Origin of the sequence: Nocardiopsis kunsanensis DSM 44524 (assembly GCF_000340965.1) — a bacterium.
GTDB classification, from domain to species: Bacteria; Actinomycetota; Actinomycetes; order Streptosporangiales; family Streptosporangiaceae; genus Nocardiopsis; species Nocardiopsis kunsanensis.
The window spans coordinates 1-2,578 of record NZ_ANAY01000067.1 but is presented as its reverse complement, the minus strand read 5'-3'; the positions used below and the strand labels follow the sequence as shown (position 1 = coordinate 2,578).

Here is a 2,578-nt window from a genome sequence, read left to right as displayed (position 1 = left end):
CAGGAACCACCGCATGATGGGGGTGGTGGTCACCGGGCCGGAGACCGGTCCGGTCCAGGTGGGTTCGGTGTCCTGATCGGTCCGGGCGACCCGGGCCAGGGCCGCGATGCTGGGGTGGGAGAAGACCTGTTTGGAGGTCAGGGTGATGCCTGCCCGGCGGGCGCGCGAGACCAGCTGGATACTCAGGATGGAGTCGCCGCCCAGGGCGAAGAAGTCGTCGTGCACGCCGATCTCCTCGGTGCCCAGCACGGACGCGAACACTTCGCCCAGCTCCCGCTCCACCTCCGAACGCGGAGCAACGTATTCGTCCCGGGCCGTCGCTGACCAGTCCGGGGCGGGCAAGGCCCGGTGGTCGGTCTTGCCGTTGGGGGTGAGCGGGATGGTCTCCACCGGGATCACGGCCACCGGGACCATATGCGCCGGCAACGTCCGTACGAGTCGATCCCGTACCTCGGCGGGGTCGGCGCCGCCCGCAACGTAACCGATCAGCGCCGCTCCACCGGGTGTGTCCCGGCGGACCGTGACCGCGGCCTCGCGGACACCGGGCAGCGCGACCAGCGCCGATTCCACCTCACCGGGTTCGATACGAAGGCCCCGGATCTTGACCTGTGCGTCGGCGCGGCCGACGTACTCCAGTTGACCGTCATGGTTCCAGCGGACCAGGTCGCCGGTGCGGTAGAGGCGTCCGCCGGCCCCGAAGGGGTCGGCGACGAACCGCTCGGCGGTCAGTGCCTGGCGACCGTGGTAACCGCGGGCCACCCCCGCACCGCCGACGTAGAGTTCACCGGCCACACCGGCCGGGACGGGCCGCAGGAGGTGGTCGAGGACGTGCAACCGGGCACTGCGGACGGGCCGACCGATCGGCGGGGCCTGCCCTGGGGCCAGGGGGTCGCTGAGTGAGGCGGCGATGGTGATCTCGGTGGGCCCGTAAGCGTTCACCATCCGACGGCCCGGGGCCCACCGGTTGACCAGCTCGGCCGGGCAGGCCTCCGCACCCACCACCAGTGTGCGCAGGTCAGGGTAGTCTCCGGTCGGCACCGTGGCCAGGACGGAGGGCGGGATGATGGTGAGATCGATGCGGTGGCGCAGCAACGTTTGCGCCAGCTCCTCACCGACCAGTGGCCCGGGACCGGGGACCACCAGGGTGCCTCCCGCACCGAAGGCCATCAGGACCTCCATCACCGAGGCGTCGAAGCTGGGAGAAGCCAGCTGCAGGACCCGGAACCCGGGTTCGGTACCGAAACGCTCGGCCATGGAAGCGGCGAATTCACCGATCCCCCGGTGGGGCACCATCGTGCCCTTGGGAAGCCCGGTCGATCCGGATGTGTAGATGAGATAGGCGAGATCGTCCGGCCCGGGCGGAGTCGGCACGGCCGTGTTCTCGGAGACCGGTTCGGTGGCCAACTCGGGGAGAGCCACGCGCGGTGGTGCGGACCGGACCGGCTCGGACGGCCCGGTACCGCCTTCCTCGGTGATCAGGAGGTGTACCCCGGAGTCGCGCACGAGGAAGTCCTGGCGTTCGTCCGGGTACTCGGGGTCGATCGGCAGGTAGACGGCGCCGGCCTTGACCACCGCGAGCAGAGCGGCGACGAGGCCCGGCCCGCGCCGGAGCGATACACCGACCACCGAGCCGCGGCCGACGCCGTGCTGGACCAGGCGAAGGGCGAGGTCGGTACTGTGCGCGTCCAGTTCGGCGTAAGTCCACTCCGCCTCCTCACCGATGAGCGCCGGCGAGTCGGGACGCAGCCGTACCTGCTCGGCGAACAGTTGGACCAGACCGAGACCCTCCGGGGAGAAGGCCCCTTCTCCCCATGCGGTGACCTGCTCGTGTTCGCCGGCGGTCTGCAACGGCAGGGTACGCAGCGGGTCATCGGGCGCGGTGACCAAGGACTCGAGGTGCAGGGCGAGGTGGTTCAGCAGGCGCTCGGCCGTCTCGGCGGTGAACAGGGCCGGATCGTACCGGAGCTGGGTGTCGATGCACTCACCGTCGTAGGCGACCAGGGTCAGCGGGTAGTTGGTGGCTTCCTCGGCGGTGACGTCGAGGATCTCCAGGCCGTTCTCGTCGGCCGTGTCCTTGTCCACCGGGTAGTTCTCGAACACCACAAGGCTGTCGAACAGGGGTGTGTCACCGGACAGATCCGAGAGCGCCTGGACCCGGTTCAGTGGCAGGTGCTCGTACTGTCGGGCCTCGGTCAGTGAACTCTGGAGGGTGTGGAGCCAGGTGGTGGTAGGGGTGTGGGGAGTGATGCGGACGCGGACCGGCAGGGTGTTGATGAAAATGCCGATGGTGTTCTCGACGCCGGGTTGGTCGGCGGGGCGTCCGGAGGTGGTGGCGCCGAAGACGACGTCGGATTCGCCGGAGTGGGCCGACAGCAGTAGGGCCCAGGCGCCTTGGACGAGCGCGTTGACCGTCAGGCCCTGCTCCCGGGCGAACCGGTGCACCCGTGTGGTCAGTTCGGACCGCAACGTGTGATGGACCCGAGCAGTGGAGGAGGCTTCGTGGGCCCCGTCGGCCGTGTGGTCGTAGGGCAGGGGTGTGGGGGCGTCGATGCCGGTGAGGGTGTGGCGCCAGTGGTCG

1 protein-coding gene is annotated in these 2,578 nt (G+C 69.8%); it reads right to left on the bottom strand.

All coding sequences use genetic code 11. The features are described 5' to 3' along the window. Nucleotides 1-2,578 (bottom strand): non-ribosomal peptide synthetase (locus D456_RS24890; protein WP_152442663.1); only part of this gene is annotated, 2,578 nt, incomplete at both ends.